Here is a 21,688-nt window from a genome sequence, read left to right as displayed (position 1 = left end):
GTCCGTCACGCGAGGCGCGCAGCGATCCTCGGCCCATGGGCGCCATGGAATCTGCGGGGTCATGTCTTGCGCCCAGCAGCAGGAATCTCGCGCAAGCTATCACTTCGCGTGCTAAAATGACATCGGTGAAAGTCCGGAACCGCCTGCAAGGCGGGCGAGCGGTGAATCGTTGTGGCCGCCGCGCAGGCCCCCCCGGTAGATCGCGCGAGCGCCCGAATCCAGTGGTAGCAACGCACGCCCGAAGGAGACGCCTGATGTGGCGGATAGTCGTGGCCTGCCTATCGTTGCTCGCAGCCGGCCCCTCGCAGGCGCAGGAGTTGATCCGGCTGGCGCGGATCGCCGGCATCCCCGATCAATATGTCGGCGGCGAGATGCTGCGGGCCGTCTACGCCAGGCTGAACATCAAGCTGGAATTCGAGGACGTCCCCGGTAAGCGCGCGCTCGCATTGTCGAGCGCCGGCGCGGTCGACGGCGAGATCCAGCGGATCGGGACGCTCTCCCGCGACTACCCGACGCTGGTCCAGGTCACGCCGGCGATCAACTACATCGAGCCGGCGGTGTTTTCGACGAAACTCCGCTTCGACGTCGCCGGCTGGAATTCGATCAGGGACTACAGCATCGGCATCGTCCGCGGCGTCGGCTCGTCGGAGGACGGCACGCGCGGCATGGCCCGCGTCACGGCAACCACGAGCCTCGATAACATGGTCAGGATGCTCGACGCCGACCGCTTCGACGTGATGGTCACCGACCTCTTCAGCGGCCTGGTCGCGGTGAGGAAGCTCAATCTGCAGGACAGGATTGTCGCGCTCTCGCCACCGCTCGAGCGCGTCCACATCTACCACTATTTGCACGAACGCCATCGCGATCTGGTGCCGAAGGTCGGCAAGATGATCGCGCAGATGGAGGCGAGCGGCGAGCTGGCAACGTTGCGCGAGGCGCTGGTCAAGCAGGTCCTGAGCGCGCCGTGACGGCGCCGGATCAGCCCGCGCGAAGCCGCTCGCGCAATGCCACGGCGGCGATCAGCATGTCGACGCAGCAGGCCATGACTGCGCGGTGCGGCTCCCCGCCGAGCAGCAACGGCATCGCCGCGATTGGTATTTGCAGGACGTCCATGTTGAATGACGTTCTCGCCGAAGGCTTCAGAAGCCGCAGACATTGAGGGCGCGCGGGCGTTTGCCCCCGCGGCTCTCGGCGATGCGTTCGCCGCCGTTCTCGACCGAGCTGCCGTAATAGCGATGGTGACCGCTCCGGTCGTGCAAATCGGCAGGCTCCGATCGTGCCGCCCGCCGCGCGTCGCAAATGATCTTGCAAATGACCTTGATGGTGTGACCCGACATTGCCGCCTCCGATGGCCTTCCGTGTTCTTGTGGCCATCAGTCGCCTCGGCTTGGGGCGGCGTTCACCCGCCCGGGCCGCAATCGGGTTTCGGGACGGCTTCATCGAGGCCGGCACGACGCAATATTTTCCGCACTGCCCTTGTCGGTCCCAGCCATCGTGATACGTCCTTCGAGCTGCGCGCCGCAAAATCAACGAGGTGACGATGCTTTACGCCATCCTGGCCTATCACGTGGAAGACGAGATCTTGTCCTGGACGCCCGAGAAGGACGCCGCGGTCGTGGCCAAAGTCATCGAGGTTCAGGCTCCTCTCCGGGCAAGTGGACATTTTGGGCCGGCCGCCCGCCTGGATGAGACCCGAAAGGCCCGCACCTTGCGTGGCCCCGGCGCAGGCATGGTGCTGGACGGCCCGTTTGCCGAGACCAAGGAGCAGCTTCTGGGCTTCCACCTCGTCGAATACGACACGGATGAGGAGGCGATCGCGGCGGCGCGGACGCTGCGCCAGGTCAATCCGACTGCGGTCTACGAAATCCGCCCGGTCAAGCTTTACGTGCCGGCCGACGGGTTCGGCGCGACGCAAGGGTGAGCCGCCTTACGCATCCGGCTCGGTCGGCCCGACATAGAAGCGCCGGATCAGGAGTCCGCCGAAGGCGATGAACCACAGGAAGGGCGCGACATGCGGCGCGAACGCCGCAACGATCGTGCCAGGGATGAACACCAGCAGCGGAAACAAGGAGGCCATGATCTCGTGGCGCCAGCCCCCAAGAATCCTCCACCACAGCCAGGCATTGAGGCCGGCGATCGCAGTCAGGTTCAGGCCGTAGAGCACGGCGGCCGCGTTGCTCATGGGGTAGTTGGTGTAGAGACCGTTGGTCACCGGCAGCAGCACGATCGAGAGCAGGAAGAACAGATTGAGGATCACCGCGCCGCGGCTGCCGACGGGCTGGCGTGCCAGCCGCCGGTGATGGCTGATCCAGAACACGCCGGCAATGATGAAGCTGAGCGCAAGACCCGCGAGCTTGCCGGAATAGACCCGGGCGAGATCGTTCCAGTCGGGCGCGCTGGTGAACACCGCGGCCTTGGGCAAGTCGTAAGCGAGTAGCGTCATGGCGACACCAAAGATGGTGTTGCTGAGCGATTCCAGCCGCCGCATCTCGAACTGGTCGGACTTGAGCTCGGTCATGCCGGGGGCGCTCTCAGGCTGGAACTTGGGCTGTCTTTTCCCTAGGTCTTAACACCGGTTCCGTCCAGCCGCATTGCGATTCGCCGCGGGATCGCCGACTCTGGCGGTTTCACCGGGGCGATTCGTGGCGACATATCTGGACACGCTCAATGCGGAGCAGCGCCGCGCCGTGGAGCATGGCGTGGCTGATGGTGCGACCGTGGGCGCCCCCCTGCTGGTCATTGCCGGCGCCGGGTCCGGCAAGACCAACACGCTGGCCCACCGCGTCGCGCATCTGATCGTCGCAGGCAGCGATCCGCGCCGCATTCTCTTGATGACGTTCTCGCGCCGCGCCGCGGCCGAGATGGCCGGCCGGGTCGAGCGCATCGCCCGAAAAGTGCTCGGCGAGAACAATGCCGCGATCATGCGTGACGCGCTGAGCTGGGCCGGCACGTTCCACGGCATCGGCGCACGGTTGCTGCGCGAATATGCCGAGCGGATCGGCGTCGATCCCGCCTTCACCATCCACGACCGCGAGGATTCCGCCGACCTGATGAACCTGGTCCGGCACGAGCGGGGCCTGTCGAAGACGGAGAGTCGCTTTCCCGCCAAGGGCACCTGCCTCTCGATCTACTCGCGCTGCGTCAATGCCGAGATGGAGATCGAGAAGGTGCTGGGCCAGCACTATCCCTGGTGCGCAGGCTGGGCGGCCGAGCTGAAGGGCCTGTTCGCGGCCTATGTCGAGGCCAAGCAGGCCCAGCACGTGCTCGATTACGACGACCTCCTGCTCTACTGGTCGCAGATGATGAGCGACGCGCTGATCGCGGAAGAGATCGGCGGCCGCTTCGATCATGTGCTGGTCGACGAATATCAGGACACCAACCGCCTGCAATCCTCGATCCTGCTGGCGTTGAAGCCGGACGGACGCGGCCTCACCGTGGTCGGCGACGACGCCCAGTCGATCTATTCGTTCCGCGCCGCCACCGTGCGCAACATCCTGGATTTTCCGCAAAGCTTTTCGCCCCGCGCGGAGATGATCACGCTCGACCGCAACTACCGCTCGACGCAAGCCGTGCTGGCGGCGGCCAACGGCGTCATCGGCCTGGCCCGCGAGCGCTTTACAAAAAACCTCTGGACCGACCGCGCCTCCACGCAAAAACCACAGCTCGTCACCGTGCACGACGAGGCCGACCAGGCCCGCTACATCGTGGAGGAGGTGCTGGCCAACCGCGAGCAAGGCGCGCTGCTCAAGCACCAGGCGGTGCTGTTCCGGACGTCCTCGCATTCGGGCCCGCTGGAGATCGAGCTGACCCGCCGCAACATTCCCTTCGTCAAGTTCGGCGGGCTGAAATTCCTCGATGCCGCGCATGTCAAGGACGTGCTGGCGCTGCTGCGCTTCACCGAGAATCCGCGCGACCGCGTCGCCGGCTTCCGCATCCTGCATCTGTTGCCGGGCATCGGACCCGCGACTGCGCAGCGCGTACTTGACCAGATGGCCGAGAGTACCGACCCGCTTGCCGCGCTCGGCCAGTTCCCGGTACCGCCGCGCACCGGCGCGGACTGGACCGGCTTCGTCCGCACCATCGAAAATCTGCGCTATTCGGAATGGCCGGCCGATCTCGAACGCGTGCGGCTCTGGTACGAACCGCATCTCGATCGCCTCCACGAGGATTCCGAGACGCGCCGCGCCGATCTGATGCAGCTCGAGCAGATCGCGAGTGGCTATGCCTCGCGCGAGAAATTCCTGACCGAGCTCACGCTCGATCCGCCGGATGCGACCAGCGACAAATCCGGGCCGCCGCTCCGCGATGAGGACTATCTGATCCTCTCGACCATCCATTCGGCCAAAGGCCAGGAGTGGAAATCGGTGTTCGTGCTCAACGTCGTCGACGGCTGCATGCCGTCCGATCTCGGTGCCGGCACCAGCGCCGAGCTCGAGGAGGAACGGCGCCTGCTCTATGTCGCGATGACGCGCGCCAAGGACGATCTGCACCTCGTGGTGCCGCAGCGCTTCTTCACCCACGGCCAGGCCGCCAAGGGCGACCGCCACGTCTACGCCTCGCGCACCCGCTTCATCCCGGAGCAGCTCGTCTATCTGTTCGAACGCACCGCCTGGCCGAAGGCCGGAGCCGGCGCGGCACGCACGGCGGCGCAAGGCCCGAAGGTCGACATCGGCGCGCGGATGCGGGGGATGTGGCGATAGTGCCAGCTAGGCGCTCAGCCTGTCGAACTGGACCTTGCCTGCCTTCATCACCATTGGGATGTGCTCGCCCTGGCCGAGCAGGCAGGCAACATCGCGCAGCGGATTGCCGTCGACCACCAGCAGGTCGGCCCACGCCTCGGGCACGATCTGGCCGAGCCTGCCCTCCATGCCGAGCACCTCGGCGCCGATCAATGTCGCGCTGGCGATGACGGCGCGCGGACCGAGAATCTCGGCGCGGATGCGGAATTCGTCGCTCTGGAGGCGTTGGGACGGCCCGAGCAGGTCGCTGCCAAATCCCATCTTCACGCCGGCGTCGCGGTAGATCGCGAGCGAACGCAGGCCGGCGTCGCGGACATCGGCGATCTTGGCAACGCTCTCCGGCGGCAGGCCATATTGGGCGCCCTCCTTGGCCAGCGCCTCGTAGGTGACGAGCGTCGGCACCACATAGGCGCCCTTTTCGGCCATCAGCTGCGCGGCCGGAGCATCGACCAGATTGCCATGCTCGATGGTGCGCACGCCGCAGCGCACCGCGCGTTCGATGGCGGCTGCGGTGTAGGCGTGGGCGAGCACATAGGTCTGGCGCCCGCGCGCCTCCTCGACGATGGCGCGGATCTCGTCCTCGGAGTAGCCGAAGGCACCGACCGGATCGGTCGGTGAAGCGACGCCGCCGGAGGCCATGATCTTGATCTGGTCGGCGCCCATCTGGAGCTCCTCGCGCGCCGCCCTGCGCACGCCGTCGACACCGTCGGCAACGCGCGCCAGCGCGCCGACGCGCACGCAGCAGGGACACGGTGCGTCGCTGGCAAGGTAGTCCGAGCGGGCCCGCATGTCGCCGTGCCCGCCGGTCTGGCTGAGCGCACGGCCCGAGACGAACAGCCTCGGACCGTCAGTCAGACCGGTCTCGATCGCCTGCTTCAGCGCATGGCCGGCGCCGCCGGCATCGCGGACGGTGGTGAAGCCTCGCCGCAGCATGCCGCGCAGCAGCAGCGTCGAGCGCAACGTCACCAGCACGTTCGGCATGTGCACCTGCTGCGCCAGGTTGAGCTCGACCGCCACCGCATGAACATGCAGGTCGATCAGGCCGGGCATCAGCGTCTTGCCCTTCAGATCGATGGTGCGGTCGGCTGCGGCCTGGAGCGGCCGGTCGGAGACCTCCTTGATCACATTGTCCTCGACCAGCACGTGATGCCCCTCCAGGAGGTCCGGCTGAAGCGGATCGAGCAGAGCGGCGTTCTTGAAGAGCACACGGGACATGACGACTTCCTGTCTTATCAGGACTGGATGAGCAGCGCGGGCAAGGCGAGCTGGGCGAACGGAAGACACGCAGCGACATCGTCCTCGCCGTACCAGCCTGCCTCATGGAGCAGATTGAGCGAGCCGAGCGTGCGTCCGCGCCAGCGCACGGGCATATTGAGCACGCTCTCGCAGCCGAGCGAAGCGATCAGCTCGTGATCGAAAAACACCTCGCGCAGATCGTCCCCTGTGCGGCCGATATAGGCCTCGCCGCGGTCGAGCACGGCCTCGGTCCACGGCCCCGGCGCCAGGCGCTTGCGTCCGCCCGTCGGGTAAGGTCCGGGGAGATTGGAATACACCCGCGCAGCTTCCTGGGTGTCGTCGTCATAGCTCAGGATCGTGAACAGCTTGTGTCCGATCGCCGATTTCAAGGCGTCGTCCAGCGCCGCGAACAGGGCATTCGGCTGATCCGCCCTGCCCTGCGCGGCCGCCACAGCGCAGAGCAGCGGATCGGATCGGCGTTTCGTCTCCCTCATGCGACTTCGCCCGCCGCAATCTCTTCCAGCGAACGGCCGCGCGTCGGCACCCCCATCAGCACCACGGTGAGCGCGCCTAACAGCAGCACACTGGTGGTAAGGCCGAACACGCCGGCGAAGCCGAAATTCGGATAGAGGTAGCCGACCAGGATCGGCGAGACGATCGCACCGATGCGGCCGATCGCGGAGGCGAGCCCGGCGCCGGTGGTTCTGACCGCCGTCGGAAACACCTCGGCGGTATAGGCATAGACGCCCGCATAGGTGCCGTTCATGAAGAAGGACAGCAAGATTCCCGCCACCATGATGTGCTGGTCGCCCTGCGCGAAGGCGAGCCCGAGCGCGCTGACGCCGCCGAGCACCATGTAGGAGGCAATCGTCGCCTGCCGACCGATGCGCTCGTTGAACCAGGCCGCGCTGAAATAGCCGGGAATCTGCGCGCAATAGATTGCGATCGAGTAGGCGAAGCTCTTGGTGATGCTCATGCCGTTCTGGACCAGAAGGCCGGGGATCCAGACGAAGAAGGAATAGTAGCTGAAGGTGATCGCAAGCCACATGATCCAGGTCATGATCGTGATGCGCGCCTGGCGGCCTGCCAAGAGCGCAGCGAAATTGGCAAGCAGCGTCCCGCCAGTCCCGGCGGGTGCCGTGGCTTCGACGACCGGCTGCGGCAGGACATGGCCTTGGCTCGCAAAGCCGGCCTCGATCCTGTCCAGCACGGCTTCGGCTTCCTTCTCCCGGCCACGGCTCTCCAGCCAGCGCGGCGATTCCGGCAGCGCCCTGCGCCACCACAGCAGCATGACGACCGGCACGGCGGTGATGACCAGCACGATGCGCCAGCCGTTCTCATAGGCGGGAACGATGAAGTAGCCGAGCAAGGCCGCAGCGACGAAACCGAACGAGAAGAAGCCGGCCAGCGCGCCGGTAAAGCTGCCGCGGTAACGCCGTGCGACGAATTCCGCCAGATAGGGCGCAATGATCGCGCTCTCCGCGCCGGTGCCCATGCCGGCGACGACCCGGGCGGCAAAGAAAGACGGCCATGTATCAACCGCCGCGCTGACGATGGATGCGGCGCAATAGAGCGCCAGTGCCGACATCATCACCGCGCGGCGGCCGATCAGGTCGCCCAGGGTGCCGGCAAGCAAGGCGCCGAACAGGAAGCCGATATAGGTGCTGCTGCCGAGCACGCCGATCTGCACGCTCGACAGATTCCAGGCTGTGCGCAGCACCGGCAGGATGAAGGCGAGCACCGCCGCATCCATCGCGTCGAACGTGTAGCCGAGCCCACCCATCAGCAGCAGATGCGTGTGGAAGCGCGCGAATGGAAGGCGCTCGATGCGCGCCGAGATCATCGACATGAAAGTCCCCCTCTGTCTGGCGGCCCGGCACTCCGCTAGTGGGGGAACCATAGACAAAGAGATATTATCGTCATAATTTATAATCATGATCTAGTACATCACTGTGGTGAATGTTCTGTCGTTCCGTTCGCTCGACCTCAACCTGCTGAAAGTCTTCGAGGCCCTGATGACCGAGGGCAGCGTCACGCGCGCCGCCAACGCGCTTCTGATGACGCAACCGGCTGTCAGCAACGCGCTCGCACGCCTGCGGGACGCGCTCGACGATCCCCTGTTCGTCAGGTCCGGCACCGGCATTCGTCCGACCCAGCGCGCCGTGGTGCTGTGGGAGCCGATCGGTGAGGCGCTCGAAACCGTCCGCGGCGCGCTCGACGAGCAGGTGTTCGATCCGCGCCGTGCCCAGACCGAGTTCAGCCTGTCGATGTCGGATTACGTCGCCTCGCTGGTGATGCCGAAGCTCATGAACCACCTTGGCGAGATCGCGCCGAAGGCACGCGTCCATACCATCCCCAACACCGTCCTCGAGATCGCCGACCAGCTCGAGGACAACAGGGTCGATTGCGTGTTGAGCGTCTATGTCAACGAGGCGCAGCAGCCGGCCGCCATTCGCTCGCGCTCGCTGTGGACGGTCGACTACGCCTGCTTCATGCGGCGCGGCCATCCGCTCGCGGCGATGAAGCGGCTGAGCACGCGCAGCTTCCTCAACGCGGGGCATGTCGATGTCAGCCTCGCCGGCAAGACCCTGCCGTCCTACGACCTCTTCCTCGCCTCGCGCGGGCTGTCGCGCAACCTGGTCGCGACCGTCAATCACTACAGCGCCGCCTACGAAATCGTGCGCCAGTCCGACCTGATCGCCGTGCTGCCAAGCGATTTGCGCTCGCAATCCCGCCACGCGCCGTTCCTGCACGCCATGCCGCTTCCGCTCAAGGCGCCGCCGCGCATCGTCAGCCTGTTCTGGCATCAGCGCAACGACACCGTACCGGCGCAACGCTGGCTGCGCGAGACCCTGGTCGAGACGTTCGCCAAGTCCGATTGAAGGCGCGGGACCCGACACCATGAAAAAGCGGAAACGATGGGTTTCTCGAAGCAGCATTGTTGCAGCGGTCTCCACTGCTTAGCTCCCACGCAAAGCGATCCCCTCCCACAGTGACAGGCGCGCAAGCCGCGCCCGCAGAGATCCTATCAATGACCGCACCGCTCGAATTCGGACTGGACACCTTTGGCGACGTCACCAGGGACGCCTCCGGCGCGATGCTTCCGCACGCGCAAGTGATCCGCAACGTCGTCGACGAGGCGGTGCTGGCCGACGACCTCGGCCTCGACTTCATCGGCCTCGGCGAACATCACCGCGCCGACTTCGCGATCTCCTCGCCGGAGACCGTGCTGGCCGCCATCGCGTCGCGGACCAAGCGGATTCATCTCGGCTCGGCCGTGACGGTGCTGAGCTCGGACGATCCGATCCGCGTCTTCCAGCGCTTTGCCACGCTCGACGCGCTCTCGAACGGGCGCGCCGAGGTGATCCTCGGCCGCGGCTCGTTCACCGAATCCTTTCCGCTGTTCGGCTTCGACCTGCGGGCTTACGAGGCGCTGTTCGAGGAGAAGCTCGATCTGTTCGCGGCCCTGCTGTCGCAGAAGCCGGTGACCTGGGACGGCAAGCTGCGTCCGCCGCTGAAGGATCAGCTGGTCTATCCCCCGGTCGAGAACGGCACGTTGAAGACCTGGATCGGCGTTGGCGGCAGTCCGCAATCGGTGGTGCGCGCCGCGCATTACGACCTGCCCTTGATGCTCGCGATCATCGGCGGCGATCCCGCGCGCTTCGCACCCTTCGTCGATCTCTATCACCGCGCATTCAAGGAATTCGGTCGCCCGGCACAGCCGATCGGCGTGCACTCGCCTGGCTATGTCGCCGAGACCGATGAGCAGGCGCGCGAAGAACTCTGGCCCGACTACAAGGCGATGCGCGACCGCATCGGCAAGGAACGCGGCTGGCCGCCGATGGGCCGCGACGAGTTCGTGAGCGAGGCCGAGCAGGGTTCGCTCTATGTCGGCGCGCCGGAGACGGTCGCCCGCAAGATCGCCAAGACGGCAAAGGCGCTTGGCATTTCGCGCTTTCAGTTGAAGTATTCGGCGGGACCCCTGCCGCATGAGAAGCTGATGAAGAGCATCGAGCTTTATGGGCGGAAGGTGGTGCCGATGGTGCGGGAGATGATGGGGTGAGGCGTTGGGCGGCGTGTGTCAGTCCGGAGCGCGCTTTTAGAGGCGTTTCTTAGCGAATGCCCGGCCGGAGGCTGACTTCAAATATTTCTCAAAGGCAACGGCCTGCCGCTCATCCGAGAACGCAACATAGGTCTTGAGCTCCCACGGAGTGAACTTTGACGTGTGAGGAACGTCACCGGCATTGTGCTTTTTGAGGCGAGCACGAAGATCAGACGTCAGGCCGACGTAATAACGATCGGGGTCGCTTTTGCTCCTGAGAATGTACACGTAGAACATGTGCACGCAGCCGCGGTCGCATGAAGCTTCAGACTCGTGTGGAGGATGATAGCGGCATCCCTATCAATTCGACAGTCCGCCTACGCCCTTCGGGCTACGGCGCGACAGCCTTCGCTCGTTTCGCGCCACAGACATTCGTGCTGGCTTGCCGAGCCGTAGCTCGGCATGAAGCTTCAGGCTCGTGGGAGGCTGATAGCGGCATCCGTATCAATTCGACAGTCCGCCTACGCCCTTCGGGCTACGGCGCGACAGCCTTCGCTCGTTTCGCGCCACAGACACTGGTGCTGGCTTGCCGAGCCGTAGCTCGCGAAGCGAGCGAAGGCTGGTGGGGGAGGCAGGACTCGAACCTGCGAAGCCATAAGGCGGCTGATTTACAGTCAGGCATCTTGTAGTTTCGGCAACTACCGCCAAGCCCCACATGCGTCAAAAAATCTCATTCTATTCAATAACATCACCCTCTATTGGTAGCTGACGACATCCCAGGAAATACCGCTACAGCTAGGTATTTGTTGGGGCTTGGAGTGGGGCTCAGAAAGGGGGCGCTAGTGAAAAAACCGCTGACTGCGTTGGCGATCGAACACGCAAAGCCGCGAGCGAAGCGCTACGCCCTGCCGGACGTGGGGCATCCCGGCCTGCGCGTGTTGGTGTATCCGTCTGGGGCGCGGACGTTCGTCTACAGGTTCCGACGTGGCGAGAAGGAAGACGCGCAAGACGTGACTGTCGTACTCGGTCCGGCCAGCGGACCCGGAGCGCTTACGCTGGCGCAGGCCCGTGATGCGGCCGGCGACGCACGACGGCAACGTGCGATGGGTGCGGACCCCGCCGACCAGAAGCGCGCTACTCGCCGGGCAGAAGCTGCCCGGATTGCGGCCGAGGAGCAGGAAGCCCGACGCCGCGAGGATACGGTCGCAAACGTGCTGGCTCGCTACTACGCCGACCACGCCGATGGATTGAAGTCCGGCCAGGAGGTACGGCGAGTTCTCGGCAGGGAACTGAAAGGCTGGGCCAAGAGGCGGGTGGATGACATCCGGCGCAGCGACGCAATCCGGGTACTCGACACGGTCAAGGCGCGTGCGCCGATCCAGTCGAAGCGGCTGCGAGCCTATGGGCGGCATTTCTTCCAATGGTGCATTACCAAGGAACTGGTCGAAAAGAACCCGTTCGACGGAACTGCGGTCGTCAAGGAAGTCCCCCGGGATCGAGTCCTCACTGATGATGAATTGCGGCTCGTGCTGCGGGCAATCGACCGGCTCGAATGGCCCCGGCGTCAATTGGTCCATCTGCTCTTGCTGTCGGCGCAGCGGTTGAACGAAGTCGGCGACATGGAATGGTCCGAACTCGACCTGATCGGCGAAGCGCCGACATGGACGCTCCCAGGCGTTCGCGCGAAGAACGGTCGAGCACACGCCGTTCCCCTCGCCCCAATCGCCGTTGAGATTCTGAGCACCATGGACCGAGTCAAGGACTCGCCGCGTGTGTTCGCGTCATTCTCTGCCGCCCATGCGAAAACACGCGTTGACGAAGTGATGCTTGAGATCGCGCGCGAGGATGCAGTGGCGCGCGGCGTTGATCCTGACGCGGTTACAATCGAGCCATGGCGACTCCACGATCTTCGCCGCACTGCGGCCACCACCATGCCGCGACTGGGCGTAGACGTCGTGACGATTGAACGGGTGCTGAACCATCAGATGCGCGGCGTGATGGCTGTTTATCAACGGCATTCGTTCGCTCAAGAGAAGCGCCACGCGCTCAACCTATGGGCGGATTTCCTCGCCAATCTCTCGGCGGCACGCGAATCGAATATCGTGAAGTTCAAGGTGGGCGCGTGATCAATGGCGAAGCTGCCCACAAAGGCCGAACTTGACCTAACCACACTGACGGGAGTGTTCACCGTCAACAAGAATCCTGCGGCGGCTTGGGCCGCATATAGTTTGGCGCGACGGCACCGACTACCCGTGCCGGATGTGATCCAAGCTGAGGTTGATAGGTTTGCTAGTTGCATCGGAAAGGTTGCGGAACAAGCGATGCAGACCCAGTTGGGCGCACCGCCAATCCGTTTTCGGGCGGAAGAGTTGAGCCAAGCGTGGCGCAGCTCCGGCGGAGACAATCCCGTCGGATCGCTGCAAGGCGAATGGCGGGACTATAAGATTTTCCTAGCCGTTTACGAGCGCGTTGAGGGGGGCATGAAGGTTGGGGCCGCTCAAGCCGCCGTCGCGGCCGATAAGGGTGTTGGGGTCGGGATTGAATCTATCAAGAAGATCTGGAAACGCTTGAAGCGTGACGTGTAGAGACAAAGCATCCATTGTTTTGGGGTAACGAGCGTCAGTCAATTTCTACCGCGATTTTCTACGCCGCCGTTTGTACCTCTTGAGCCACCATCAAATCTCAGGAGGTATAGAATGAAACAACTGATCAAGTCCGAAACCGTGCGCGGCAAGCTCGACATGCCGCAGTCCACTTTCGAGCGACTGGTTAAGCTGCGGACGAACAATTTTCCCACGCCGATCTACATCGGCCGTTCTCGTTTCTTCGATGCGGCGGAGATTGACGCATGGCTCGCTACCCGTTCGGCGGCCAATTCCAACGGATGCGCGGCGTAAGGGAGGGCTGACCATGGACGACAACAACCCCAAAATCGGTTCGCCCGAATACCTGCGCCTGCTCGCAGACTGCCTCGGACACAATGAAGAGGCCACGCTTGGCTCGACCGATCAGGCCTTGTGCAAGCGGGCGCTTCTCGACCGCGCCGATCTGATCGACGCAGGGCTCGCCTGATAAATCCCAGCAATAAGTATCAACGAAACGTTGCCACCGACGCGGCGCCTAGCTTCGCGTCGGTGTCTTTTGCCTTGCGCAAGAGGAGTTTCGGCATGGGAGATCATAATGGCCTGTTCAGCTATGTGATGGCGTGTTCGTTTGTTTTCGTGAACGATTGGAGACCAAAGATGTCGAACTCAGCGCTCCTACCTCAAGATGACCTCATGGCGGAACTTGGCGTGTCGCGGCCGACGTTGCAGCGGTATCGCCGTGAAGGCACCGGCCCGGCTTGGTTCCGCCTTCCTGGCGGGGCCGTGCGTTACCGCCGATCGGACGTGGACCTATGGCTCGAAGCGCGGCGTGTTGCTGTCGTATAGCCTAAAAGCAAAACCCGCCGTTGGCGCGGCGGGTGATGCAAAAGGAAAGTCTTATGAGGCCCAATTTCTATAATTCCGACTCGAAGTGTGCGCAAGGTTTTTGCGGGAAGCCCGTCAAAAACATCAACGCAGCTTACTTCGCCGCATTTCCTAACGCAATCTACCGAGTTCGTGCGTGGACGAACGACCCCGGCCGGAAGCCTTGGTACTTCCACGTAGAGATCACGCTTCGCACCGGCGACACGATTTGCTGCAACAGCGCCGATCTCTGCTCGAAGATTTGGAGCGGTGGCGGCGGCAGCCCGCGCGAGCGGTTCAAGGCCGCCATTCGTGCTGTGATTACCGATGTGAACTTCCGGCCGCCTGCTCTGTCGGGGGCGTGATGATGGCCTCCCCCTTTGCTCTAACTGCCCCGGCGCTGGTCGAGCGCGGCTATTCGCCGTTGCCGATCGCGCCGTGGGGCGAACACGACTGGCATCCGAAAGGCAAAGAGCCCGGCAGACTCGAAGTCGGCCGCGACGGTGAGCCGGAGTGGTATCGCCTCAAAAACTGGCAGGTGTTCGGCGATCGGCAGGCCCATCTCAAGATTATCGAGCATTGGTCAAGGTGGCCGGATGCCGGGGTCGGCCTCGCTTGCGGCTTCGGTGGATTCGTTGCGGTGGACGTTGACGACGACTCCCTGATTGACCCCATCTTCGCGGTGTTGCCGCCCCACACGGTCGCGAAACGCGGCCGGAAGGGCGTGACCGCGTTCTATCGTGCCGCCGAGCCGCTGCCGTCGAAGAACTACCGCACCACCGAGAAGCGCGGCTTGCTCGACTTCCTGAGCGGCGGAAAGCAGACGGTGCTTCCCCCGACTGTGCATCCCGACATCGGTCGGCCCTATGAGTGGACCACCGAGCGGACGTTGCTCGATACGCCGCTCAGTGACCTTCCCGAGATCACCAGCGCGCATGTCGCGGCGATGGAGGACGTGCTTAGCGCATACGGATGGGACGCACCCGAGCGGCAGCCGCGTGGCGCAACCGTTGAACGGCCCGCGCGAGGCGAGACGGCCCAGGACCTGCTTTGGCACGACGACGTGAATACGGTGGCGCTCGCGAACCTGCATGCGTGGGTTCCTGCGCTGGGTTTGCCAAAGACCCGCCCGAATGGCGTTGGCTATCGCGCAGTCGCGCCATGGCGTGGCTCAGGCTCGGGCCGCTCTGAGGCTCGCCGCCAACCGAACCTGTCGTTCCACCCGACCGGCATTCAGGACTTCGGCACCATGGAGACCTTCACGCCCATCAAGGTCGTCGCCAAGGCGCAGCGCATTCCCTATCCGGCTGCGGCGGCATGGCTGCGCCAAAAACTTGGACTGCCGGAAGAGCGCCTGATCCTTCTGCGCTCAACCAAGTCCGGCTCGCTGTCACCGACCTATCCCGACCGCGCTTTTCCGCTTGCCGACGCCACCTCGGCGTTGCGCGGTGCGTTGGACGACTTCGAAGCGCAGATGAAGGCGTGGCGCATCTATCGCAACCAAGCACGCCTCAAGTCGCCGCTGATTCACCAAAAGCCGCCCGTGTGGGGTGTGAAGATCGATGCTGGCGGTGGCAAGTCATTTCAAGCCGCCCGGAATGTTGCCGCGTGGACCAAGCGCGGCTGGCGCCTGGCCTATGTGGTCCCGCGTATCGACCTCGGAAAGGATATAGCACTCGACCTGAAGAGCCTCGGCATCAAGGCGCAGGTCTATCGGGGCCGCGAACAGGCCGACCCTGACGCGCCGGGACAGACCATGTGCCAAAACCTGCCGGCCGTGGCTGCGGCCATTGCTCTGGGTGTCAGCGTCAGGTCCGCAGTCTGTATGCGCCGGATTGATGAGATGCTTGTGCAATGTGAGTTCGCTACTGTTTGCGGCCATGAGCGGCAACGCGAGGCGAAGCCTGAGGTTTGGATCATTACGTCCGCATCACTGCTCTACGAAAAGCCGGACTTCCTGCCCGAGCTAGATGGCCTTGTGATCGACGAGAAGTTCCATGACAATGCCGTTGGCGATACAACGACGATCGACGTCACCGAGCTTTGGCGCGCGAAGATCGAACTTTGCAGCGATGAAGAACACGATTTTCTGATCGGCACGCGCGCGAAGCTGCTGGCCGTAGTAAAGGCGAACGGCAACGGGCCGTTGTCCCGCGCGGTGCTCGAAGATGGAGATCACCGCATTTTCTCGCATACCGCCCTGCGAGCTGCGACCTTAGAGCAGCGGCGCGTTCGGCCAGAAGTTCTACAACCGGGCATGAAGGAGTCTGGACTCAATCTCGCGCTCCACAATCACGGCGCTCGTAACCGCTTGGCGCGGGATGTTGGCGCGCTCTGGAGCGAAATCGCGTTATTCCTTGCGTTCGACCATCGGCAGTCGGGACGGATCACCGTTACGGGCAGCGCGTTCACGCTGACGCCGCTGCGCCCGTTCGATCCGTCATGGTTGGCGCCGGTGCTCGCGCTGGACGCGACGCTCACGACGCCCGAGATTCTGCACGCGGCCGTGTTCGGGGACGAAGTTGCCGGCCTTCCGGTCGCCGCCAGCGTGAAGGCCGACATCCCCATTCAATGGCCGGATCATGTCCTCGTGCGGCAGGTCACTGGGAAGACCATGTCTATGGGCTCCCTGGGAATCGGCCAGAATGCCAAGCCTCACCCCCAAAACGAGCAAGGTGTCCTCCGCTATATCCGGCAGCGGGCAGCGCTTATCGCACCGGCGCGTCTCGGCGTCATTTCCTACCTTGGCCTTGAGGAGCGGTTCGCCCGTCAGGTGCCGGATAATGTGTCGTGGATGCACTTCGGTGCAACTTCGGGCTCAAACGAATTTGGGACGGTGGCCGGCCTGGTTGTTATCGGCCGGTGGTGGCTGTCCCCGGACAAGGTGGAGGCTCGCGCGAGCGTTTTCGCCGGATACCCGGTCAAGCCTATCGGCGAATATTACCGGAAGAGGATTGGCGGCATTCGGATGACCGACGGTCCGGCCATCTCCGCCAACGTTGAGTGCCATCCCGACCATTTCGCCGAGGCCGTCCGCCGTGGCATCACGGAAGACGAGCTTGAGCAGGCCATCGGTCGATTGAGGCCGCACCGCCGAACGGCGCCGTGCTTTCTCGACTTAGTCGGGGAAGTCGTCCTGCCGGTTACGGTGGACGAGGTCGTTGAGTGGGGCGCGGTCTGCCCCGGTGCCGAGGCTGACATGATGGCCGAGGGTGTCGTGTTGTCGAGTAGCCGCGACTCTATGACCGCGTTTGACTTGTCGAAGCACGACGCTGAGCGCGCGAAAACTGCCCCGGAATCCCTAAATAGGAATCATATTAGGGATCCCGGGGCAGTTTCTCCGATTCGGGTGTTCACCTACCGCAAAGGGGGAGCGCGCGGTCCGGCAAGTAGCGGCTACTATCTCCCCGGCGTCCTGCCCGGAGGCGTTCCCGCCCTCCGGGTGTGGCTGGAAGAGCGGCTGGGGCCGCTGGCGAGCCTTGAGGTTACGCGGGTGCAGTCGCGCGCCAGCTTCGCCAAGATCTCCTTGCGGGCGGATCACTTCGCATCGGCGAGCGGCCTTTTCAAATAGCCGGCCCGCCTACCTCCGCCGCACGCCCTATCGCAGCAGCCCGTCATGATTTACAATCGTGGGTTAATGCGGCGTGGCCGCAAGCCACCAAGATGTTCTGCAATTAATCCCTCCAGCATGGTCCAGGAACAGACGAATGCACATTTCGCGCGTTCAGCTCGTCAACTACCGGAATTTCGAACGCGCAGATGCCAAGTTTAAGTCTGGCGTTAACACGATCATTGGTGAAAACGGATCGGGCAAGACCAATCTGTTTCGGGGCATTCGACTTCTGCTTGACGCCGATCAACTGCGATGGGCCTACCGCCTGCAAGAGACAGATTTCTATCGAGGCCTGAAAAGTTGGCGCGGCCACTGGATCATCATTAGCTTGGAGTTCGACGAGGTTTCGCAAGACGAAGCCATTCAAGCCCTTTTCCTTCACGGCACGGGCGTAGTCGAGCAGAGCGTGGTTGGGCGTGCCACTTACAACCTTATCTTCCGACCGAGCGCCGCTGTTCGCCAGCGTCTCGGCGAACTGGCTGAGGGTGATCAAGCTGCGCTTCAGCAAATATTGAACGGGATTACCATCGCCGACTACGAAACGGTGTTTACGGGCAAGAGCACCGCAAACTTTACTGACCCCGATGCCTACAAGACATTGGTCGGCGATTTCGAGGCGGTCTCATTTCCAAAAGAGCTCAATCCTCCGCAGCTCGGCGGCCCAATTCCTCGTGTGCTCTCGGTCTCGAAAGAAATTTGCTTTACATTCGTTCAAGCGCTTCGCGATGTGGTTAGCGAATTTCAGGGGCAGCGCACTAATCCGCTCCTAACCTTGCTACGTAGCAAGAGCGGTGAAATCGATCCAGCAAAGCTCAAGCCGATCACCGACAAGGTCAAAGACCTAAACCAAGCAATCGAGGACTTGCCCGACGTCGGCGAAATCCGCTCCGACATCCGCCAAACCATTCGAGACACTGCGGGAGAAACGTATTCGCCGGCCAACCTCGCTGTACGATCGGCGGTACCGGCTGAAGCCGAGCGACTATTCCAATCACTGCGGCTCTTCGTCGGGGAAACTGACGACGATTACGAAGGCGCGATCCATGAACTGAGCCTCGGCGGAGCCAACCTAATCTATCTCACTTTAAAGCTGCTCGAATTTAAATACCAAAAAGCAAAACAGGCCTGCGCTAACTTCTTGCTGATTGAAGAGCCTGAGGCGCATATCCATACACATATTCAGAAGACCTTGTTCGATCGCTTGGCCTATGCGGACACTCAAGTTATCTACTCAACTCACTCCACGCACATATCTGAAGTGAGCAATGTTGAGAATGTAAACGTACTTAGCCGCTCCGGCAGTCGCTGCGAAATCTTTCAGCCCGCCTCGGGTCTAGACCCCGGCCAGATCCTAAGCTTGGAACGCTATTTGGACGCAGTGCGCAGCAATCTGCTGTTCGCCAAGAGCGTCATCCTCGTCGAGGGCGATGCGGAGGAGATCCTCGTTCCAACGATGGTGAAGGAGGTATTGGGGATCAGTCTCGATGAACTCGGCATAAGTCTGATAAACATTCGTAGCACTGGGTTTGAAAACGTTGCTCTGCTATTCCACGACGACCGCATCCGGAAGCGTTGTGCAATTGTTACCGATCTGGACGCAAGCTTCTTCGATATCACTCCTCACGAGGACGACACGGCGGCAGTTGCGAAGCTAAAGCTCAAGGCGGCGGGTTCTGCAGAGGCTGGGCTCGCGCGGCAGGCGCGTCTAAATTCTTTCAAGGCTGGCAATTCTTGGCTGTCCACCCATTTTGCGCCGTGCACTTTCGAAGTCGAGTTTATCAGAAGTGGAAATGCGGAGGCGGCGGTCGACAGCCTTGCTGCGGTCTATTCGTCGGCCCCAACGATTAGAACCGCGACGGAAGATCTGCGCTCGACCGATCCAGAAAGGTTCGGCAAGCGGATACTAACGATGGCTGAGAACATCGGTAAGGGCTGGTTGGCAATTCAGTTAGCCAAGCGAGTGACGACAAAGACCCGTATCCCACCATATCTCTTGGAGGCCATCTTTACCGCCCATCGGCCTCTCAGCCGAGCGGTTCTCAGCAATATGATTGCACACCGGCTGAGGGCGCATGATGATCCTGCCTTACTTCCGCCAGCCCTCGCACAATCCGTCCGCGACCACGCGGCTCAATACCAGCGAGGAGAGATTGAGCTCGCTTCGCTACTTGATGTTTTGGCAAAGGCGCTACCAGGGGATGTTATTATTGAGGTGCTAGGACAAGCGTGATGGTGTTCGTGTGGGAACAGCGCGACTTGAATCCGGAGCAAGTTGAGGCGATTGAGCACCCGGGAAGCGTATTTCTTACGGCTTGTCCCGGAAGCGGCAAGACTCGAGCTCTGACCTATAAAATCGCTCTCGAACTCTCACGTCTGGAGTCGGACAAGCACTGGGTAGTGGCAATTACATACACCCACCGCGCGGCCGAAGAGATCGAAGAGCGAATCGAGCGCTTGGGCGTTGATACCGAACGTCTCTGGATTGGTACCATACATTCCTTTTGCTTAGACTGGATCTTGCGGCCTTACCGCCTTTATCACGACAAGCTAAAGCACGGATTTCGTATCGCCGATCAGCATGAAACAGAACGTCGGCTGGAACTTTTGTGCCAAGGACAGCGTCCGCGTCTTCGCACTTTTGACTGCGGTTACTTCTTCACACCACAGGGCCTCCAAATGGAAGCAGTGGACCCACAACGCCGTCAACAGATCTCGGGAGTGCTCGAAGCTTTTTGGAATGGCCTAGAGGCGGAGCGATTGGTGGATTTCGAAATGATCCTCCGTTACGCGCACGACTTAGTCGCAAGCGAGCCCGCAATACCCACACTGCTGGGGTCGTTGTTCAAGTTCATCCTAGTTGACGAATTTCAGGATACTAAGGAAATCCAATATGCCATCCTAGCATTGATCCTCAGGTCCTCTGCCGGTCAGTCGAACGCCTTTTTAGTCGGCGATCCCAACCAAGCGATTTACGGCTCGCTCGGCGGCTATGCCATGACCCGCGCCGAGTTTGAAGTCTTGTCGGGCCTCCAGCTTGCGGAAAAGAGCCTCTCGACCAATTACCGATCTTCTTCGCGACTGGTTGAATATTTCTCAAACTACCATGTCGTACCGGCTGCGATTTCGGCAGAGGGTGAGTGTCGTGATTACGCCAGTGTAGTTTCCTTTGATCAGCAGACTGGGAATCACGGGGTTGACGACGAGATTGTCCGGCTTATCCGCTTCAACATTGATCAGGGAATCGCCGCTCACGAGATTTGCGTGGTTGGCCCACGTTGGATGCAATTGGCAGCACTAACGAGGCGGCTAATGGGCGCCTTGCCTGAATATAACTTTGACGGCCCGGGCATGGCGCCGTTTTCGCGGGATCAAGACAACTTTTGGTACAAGGTCGCCCGCTTGGCCCTGACCGAGCCTTCTCCTCAACTGTACGTGCGACGCACGCGATGGGCTAAAGAAATCATTTTCGAATTGCGTAACGCAGGTGTCGTTGCCGGTAGCTTGACTCCGCGAGAATTGCTGCGACGTTGCAATACTGTCCAGATCGCGGTCGATGATGGACTGGAATATCTGCGACTGTTCTTCGACGAGCTATGCCTAGCGCTGGAGTTTGAACTGGAGGAAGTTCCGGCTCTCGCAGCCCACTATCACATTTTTTTCGCACGCTCAGCTACGCAGATCGAACGGCTAGAGCAGTCGGGTGTTCAGGGAGTCTCAGAAATAACCATGTTTCGGCGTGCTTTCGCCAGCCGGAGCGGCATTACGATCTCGACCATCCACGGGGTGAAGGGAGCCGAATACGACACGGTGATCGCCTTTGCTCTTCTTGAGGGGATGGTACCGCACTTCGCCGATCCGGCCGGGGACGAAAGCGCGAAGAAGCTGCTCTACGTCGTCTCTTCCAGACCGCGCAAGAACCTCCACCTCATTGCTGAGGCCGGTCGCCTCGATCCTCGTGGCATTCCTTACGAAACGACCGAAGTATTATCGGCGTGCGCGTTCGCTTACGATCAGCCTTGGTAATTTGGACTCTCGCTGATCACTTTGGGTCCTCCTGGCGCCCCCCTAATCGTGGGTGACGTGCGACCGCCCGATCTGGCTAGATATAAGATTTCAACAGTGACTTTCTGTTCTCGAATGCACTTCTGTCTCCAAACTAGACGCATGCGCAGTGGCTACCGAAATGGGCTGTAGCGGAATAGGCCATTATCCGACCCTGAAGGCAGTTCAATCGCCTTCAGGATGACCCGATGCCCCCGAATAATCCGCTGTATCCGCCCGATTTCCGCGCGGCGCCAATTTTCCCCTCCACCCGGAAGCGACGCAGAAATCCGCGCACCGTCTCGATGCCCGAGCGCGTCGGGCCGTTCGCGAGACTCGTCTTTGCCGAGATGGCCCGCCAGCGTGTGACCTACGACTCGCTTGAAGAGCGCAGCGGCGTGCGTAGGGCCACGCTGAAGGCTTGGAGAAAGAAGAATCGCCGTAAGCGCTAATTTCTCCGCACCTTTTGCTTTTGAGTGCCCTGATGCATGAGGTGTCCACCAAAATAGGTGGACACCTTGTGATGAGCGACGATGATCAGAAACTGCGGGTCAGGCTTGTCGGCCGG

Annotated in this window: 22 protein-coding genes; 15 read left to right on the top strand and 7 right to left on the bottom strand. The window is 62.1% G+C overall.

What is annotated here, in order from left to right; translation table 11 throughout:
• Positions 1-254 precede the first annotated feature (254 nt).
• On the top strand, positions 255-968 hold the full coding sequence (locus QCM77_RS16095; protein ID WP_279684211.1) for a substrate-binding periplasmic protein: 714 nt from the start codon (positions 255-257) through the stop codon (positions 966-968).
• 10 nt (positions 969-978) lie between these two features.
• On the opposite strand, the gene QCM77_RS16090 is transcribed toward QCM77_RS16095, so the two are convergent.
• On the bottom strand, positions 979-1,113 hold the full coding sequence (locus QCM77_RS16090) for a hypothetical protein (protein ID WP_279666424.1): 135 nt from the start codon (positions 1,111-1,113) through the stop codon (positions 979-981).
• Between the two features lie 26 nt (positions 1,114-1,139).
• Positions 1,140-1,337, bottom strand: a complete 198-nt coding sequence (locus QCM77_RS16085) for a hypothetical protein (RefSeq protein WP_279666425.1) — start codon at positions 1,335-1,337, stop codon at positions 1,140-1,142.
• Positions 1,338-1,540: 203 nt separating this feature from the next.
• Between QCM77_RS16085 and QCM77_RS16080 the strand changes: the two genes are divergently transcribed.
• Complete coding sequence (locus QCM77_RS16080; RefSeq protein WP_279666426.1) at positions 1,541-1,921, top strand: YciI family protein; 381 nt, start codon at positions 1,541-1,543, stop codon at positions 1,919-1,921.
• Positions 1,922-1,927: 6 nt separating this feature from the next.
• On the opposite strand, the gene QCM77_RS16075 is transcribed toward QCM77_RS16080, so the two are convergent.
• On the bottom strand, positions 1,928-2,518 hold the full coding sequence (locus QCM77_RS16075; protein ID WP_279684210.1) for a TMEM175 family protein: 591 nt from the start codon (positions 2,516-2,518) through the stop codon (positions 1,928-1,930).
• A 124-nt stretch (positions 2,519-2,642) separates the two neighbouring features.
• On the opposite strand from QCM77_RS16075, the gene QCM77_RS16070 reads away from it, so the two are divergent.
• Positions 2,643-4,700, top strand: coding sequence for an ATP-dependent helicase (locus QCM77_RS16070; protein ID WP_279666428.1), 2,058 nt, complete (start codon positions 2,643-2,645; stop codon positions 4,698-4,700).
• A gap of 6 nt (positions 4,701-4,706) precedes the next feature.
• Here QCM77_RS16070 and QCM77_RS16065 read toward each other — a convergent pair whose 3' ends face one another.
• From QCM77_RS16065 to QCM77_RS16055, 3 genes are read right to left on the bottom strand one after another with little or no spacing between them, the layout of a single operon-like run.
• The gene (locus tag QCM77_RS16065) at positions 4,707-5,954 is read right to left on the bottom strand and encodes a metal-dependent hydrolase family protein (RefSeq protein ID WP_279666430.1); all 1,248 of its coding nucleotides are present in this window, start codon (positions 5,952-5,954) and stop codon (positions 4,707-4,709) included.
• 17 nt (positions 5,955-5,971) lie between these two features.
• Positions 5,972-6,469 carry a GAF domain-containing protein gene (locus tag QCM77_RS16060; protein ID WP_279684209.1) on the bottom strand — a complete coding sequence of 166 codons (498 nt, stop codon included), beginning with the start codon at positions 6,467-6,469 and terminating at the stop codon, positions 5,972-5,974.
• Entirely contained in the window at positions 6,466-7,824 is a 1,359-nt protein-coding gene (locus QCM77_RS16055) for an MFS transporter (RefSeq protein ID WP_279684208.1), read from the bottom strand. The genes QCM77_RS16060 and QCM77_RS16055 overlap by 4 nt, the downstream gene beginning before the upstream one ends.
• A gap of 103 nt (positions 7,825-7,927) precedes the next feature.
• On the opposite strand from QCM77_RS16055, the gene QCM77_RS16050 reads away from it, so the two are divergent.
• Both QCM77_RS16050 and QCM77_RS16045 read left to right on the top strand, forming a co-directional pair.
• Positions 7,928-8,857, top strand: a complete 930-nt coding sequence (locus tag QCM77_RS16050; RefSeq protein ID WP_462676359.1) for a LysR family transcriptional regulator — start codon at positions 7,928-7,930, stop codon at positions 8,855-8,857.
• Between the two features lie 149 nt (positions 8,858-9,006).
• Positions 9,007-10,038 (top strand): LLM class flavin-dependent oxidoreductase, encoded by a 1,032-nt coding sequence (locus QCM77_RS16045; protein WP_279684207.1) that lies wholly within the window; start codon positions 9,007-9,009, stop codon positions 10,036-10,038.
• Positions 10,039-10,074: 36 nt separating this feature from the next.
• On the opposite strand, the gene QCM77_RS16040 is transcribed toward QCM77_RS16045, so the two are convergent.
• Positions 10,075-10,314: a GIY-YIG nuclease family protein gene (locus QCM77_RS16040; RefSeq protein WP_279666437.1), complete on the bottom strand. Its 240-nt coding sequence runs from the start codon at positions 10,312-10,314 to the stop codon at positions 10,075-10,077.
• Positions 10,315-10,859: 545 nt separating this feature from the next.
• Between QCM77_RS16040 and QCM77_RS16035 the strand changes: the two genes are divergently transcribed.
• The 10 genes from QCM77_RS16035 (at position 10,860) to QCM77_RS15990 (ending at position 21,572) form a co-directional block, all read left to right on the top strand.
• Positions 10,860-12,143: a tyrosine-type recombinase/integrase gene (locus QCM77_RS16035; protein ID WP_279684206.1), complete on the top strand. Its 1,284-nt coding sequence runs from the start codon at positions 10,860-10,862 to the stop codon at positions 12,141-12,143.
• Positions 12,144-12,146: 3 nt separating this feature from the next.
• Positions 12,147-12,602, top strand: coding sequence for a hypothetical protein (locus QCM77_RS16030; protein ID WP_279684205.1), 456 nt, complete (start codon positions 12,147-12,149; stop codon positions 12,600-12,602).
• 111 nt (positions 12,603-12,713) lie between these two features.
• Positions 12,714-12,914 (top strand): helix-turn-helix transcriptional regulator, encoded by a 201-nt coding sequence (locus QCM77_RS16025; protein ID WP_148777119.1) that lies wholly within the window; start codon positions 12,714-12,716, stop codon positions 12,912-12,914.
• 13 nt (positions 12,915-12,927) lie between these two features.
• Positions 12,928-13,089: a hypothetical protein gene (locus QCM77_RS16020; RefSeq protein ID WP_187437400.1), complete on the top strand. Its 162-nt coding sequence runs from the start codon at positions 12,928-12,930 to the stop codon at positions 13,087-13,089.
• Positions 13,090-13,184: 95 nt separating this feature from the next.
• Complete coding sequence (locus QCM77_RS16015; RefSeq protein ID WP_462804326.1) at positions 13,185-13,448, top strand: helix-turn-helix transcriptional regulator; 264 nt, start codon at positions 13,185-13,187, stop codon at positions 13,446-13,448.
• 53 nt (positions 13,449-13,501) lie between these two features.
• The gene (locus tag QCM77_RS16010) at positions 13,502-13,831 is read left to right on the top strand and encodes a hypothetical protein (RefSeq protein ID WP_148777118.1); all 330 of its coding nucleotides are present in this window, start codon (positions 13,502-13,504) and stop codon (positions 13,829-13,831) included.
• Entirely contained in the window at positions 13,831-17,037 is a 3,207-nt protein-coding gene (locus QCM77_RS16005; protein WP_279684204.1) for a bifunctional DNA primase/polymerase, read from the top strand. Before QCM77_RS16010 ends, QCM77_RS16005 begins: the two co-directional genes overlap by 1 nt.
• 136 nt (positions 17,038-17,173) lie before the next feature.
• Complete coding sequence (locus QCM77_RS16000; RefSeq protein ID WP_279684203.1) at positions 17,174-19,309, top strand: ATP-dependent nuclease; 2,136 nt, start codon at positions 17,174-17,176, stop codon at positions 19,307-19,309.
• Complete coding sequence (locus QCM77_RS15995; RefSeq protein ID WP_279684202.1) at positions 19,309-21,102, top strand: UvrD-helicase domain-containing protein; 1,794 nt, start codon at positions 19,309-19,311, stop codon at positions 21,100-21,102. Before QCM77_RS16000 ends, QCM77_RS15995 begins: the two co-directional genes overlap by 1 nt.
• Positions 21,103-21,329: 227 nt before the next feature.
• Positions 21,330-21,572 (top strand): hypothetical protein, encoded by a 243-nt coding sequence (locus QCM77_RS15990; RefSeq protein WP_279684201.1) that lies wholly within the window; start codon positions 21,330-21,332, stop codon positions 21,570-21,572.
• Positions 21,573-21,688 lie beyond the last annotated feature (116 nt).

The sequence above is a fragment of the Bradyrhizobium nivariense genome (assembly GCF_029846695.2).
In the GTDB taxonomy this organism is placed as follows: Bacteria; Pseudomonadota; Alphaproteobacteria; order Rhizobiales; family Xanthobacteraceae; genus Bradyrhizobium.
Note: the sequence above shows the minus strand (reverse complement) of the source record. Positions and strands in the feature narration are given on the sequence as shown.